General features: G+C 34.9%; 1 protein-coding gene and 1 pseudogene. Both read right to left on the bottom strand.

The features are described from left to right. Positions 1-213 (bottom strand): annotated as a pseudogene (locus E1171_RS24040) (hypothetical protein); the annotation flags it as partial. Between the two features lie 21 nt (positions 214-234). Beyond that, a complete protein-coding gene (locus E1171_RS00565; protein WP_155203069.1) occupies positions 235-483 on the bottom strand; it encodes a hypothetical protein in 249 nt (82 codons plus the stop codon). Positions 484-806: the final 323 nt, after the last annotated feature.

Below are 806 nucleotides of genomic sequence, written 5' to 3'. Positions count from 1 at the left end.
TAATTTTTTTTCAGATTTTATGCTGGTAATTTTCGGGCCATAATTTTCTTGTATTTCAACCCAATTAATATTCCGTTCTTCAAAAAATGCATAATGTTTGTTGAAGGTGTTCCATAAAACATCGAAATTCTTTTCAGATGATTTGTCTATTGATTTATTTGGGCTGGTGCAGGCTATAGGGAGAACGTTCGTGCGCTTAAAATAATAATCCACTATACCTCCAGGGTTTAATGTTTATTCGTTGTCCCTCAATTGAACTACCTTAAATCTGTCTGCCAGATTTCCGGAAGCAAGAGGAAAACATGAATTTTGAGTGGTGTTATAGTAGGTAAATGTGGAATCTTTTATCTCAATAATTCTTCCATACCCTTCCTGAATCCAGATCCCATTTAAAGAGGTTTTTTCTTTAAGATTTGGAAAAGCCTTAGGAGACAAATAAAGGACCAGAAAAAGCACTAATGATGTGATTTTTGATATTTTCATGATTATGTGGTTATCGAAGGTTATCAGATTTTTTATAAAGAATCTGGCTAATTAATGTGTTTGGGATGAAATTTTTTGTGTTCTTTTACTAGGTACTTCAGGGTATAATAAAAAAGGCAAATATTATCTTAAAAATAGGCCTTGAAGCCGGAACCATCACTTTCCATCTTTAATCTTTCCTGCCAGTGAGCTAGATTAAGCCTTCCAAGGGCTTAGAACCCTTGGAAGATAGCAGATTGTTAAATTATTCATATCTGATTGAATTCACTGGATCATCGGTTGCGGCTTTCAAGGCATGATAGCTCATGGTGATCCAGGCCACA

It is taken from the genome of Xanthovirga aplysinae (assembly GCF_009711365.1).
In the GTDB taxonomy this organism is placed as follows: domain Bacteria; phylum Bacteroidota; class Bacteroidia; order Cytophagales; family Cyclobacteriaceae; genus Xanthovirga; species Xanthovirga aplysinae.
Note: the sequence above shows the minus strand (reverse complement) of the source record. Positions and strands in the feature narration are given on the sequence as shown.